Source organism: Flavisericum labens (genome assembly GCF_045446075.1).
GTDB classification, from domain to species: Bacteria; Bacteroidota; Bacteroidia; order Flavobacteriales; family Flavobacteriaceae; genus Flavisericum; species Flavisericum labens.
Map to the genome: position 1 here is coordinate 1 of NZ_JBJJBQ010000006.1, position 1,157 is coordinate 1,157.

A 1,157-nucleotide genomic window follows, 5' to 3' on the forward strand; every position below is an offset into this window, starting at 1 on the left:
GATACTACTCCACCTGTACTAACATTACCTAGTGATGTTACTATTGAGTGTACTGAAGATGAGTCTTCGGCTAATACCGGCGTGGCTACTGCTACAGATTCTTGTGGTACAGTAACTATTACCCAGTCTGATGTGGAAACTGCCGCTTGTGGCAATACTAAAACTATTGTCAGAACATGGACCGCTACTGATGAATGTGGTAATGCTACTTCTGACACACAAACTATTACTGTGGAAGATACTACACCACCTTCTATCGATAATACAAATACAGTAAATATTGAAATAGAATGTGATGCTCAAACTGATACTCAAGCTCTTTTACAAGCTTGGTTAGATAACAATGCTGGAGCTACTGCTAATGATAGTTGTAGTCAAGTCACTTGGTCAAATGATTATGGTCAAGACACATCAGTACAATGTGAAAATGGAGCAGTTACTGTTACGTTTACAGCTACAGATGAGTGTAATAATTCAAGTACTACAACTGCAACATACTTGATTAAGGATACTGAAAACCCCGTGATTATCACTCCTGCGGCAGACCAAACGGTTGAATGTGATGGTTCTGGTAACTTATCGGAATTCAACACATGGTTAACATCCAATGGTGGAGCTCAAGCAACTGATGATTGTTCTTCAATCGTGTGGAGTAATAACTTCACTACTTTAAGTGATGACTGCGGAATGACTGGAAGTGCCGTTGTAACCTTTAGAGCAACTGATGCTTGTGGTAACTTTAGCGAAACAACTGCTCAATTTACAATTGAAGATACTATTGCTCCAGACTTTACTGTTCCATCTGATATTGAAATATTCACTGATGCCGATTGTGCATACGATGTGGCTGTTGAAAATGTTGGTGATGTAACTGATGAAGGCGACACCTGCTCCCCTGATATTCAAGCTGCTTATGAAGATTCTATAGCTGATGGATCATGTGAAGGTACATTTGTAATCACTAGAACTTGGACATTAAAAGACGACTGCGACAATACAACTGTTAAAGTTCAAACCATTACAATTTCTGATAATACAGTGCCTACGTTTACAGCACCTGAAGATATTGAAATATTCACCGATGCAGATTGCAACTTCGATGTTAGCGTTGCTAATGTTGGTGACGTAACCGATGAGGCCGATAACTGTTCTACAGG

Annotated in this window: 1 protein-coding gene; it reads left to right on the plus strand. The window is 39.6% G+C overall.

All coding sequences use genetic code 11. From position 1 onward, the window contains the following. Nucleotides 1-1,157, plus strand: a 1,157-nt coding sequence (locus tag ACIEHO_RS10925) for an HYR-like domain-containing protein (RefSeq protein ID WP_456237553.1), incomplete at both ends; no start/stop codon positions are given.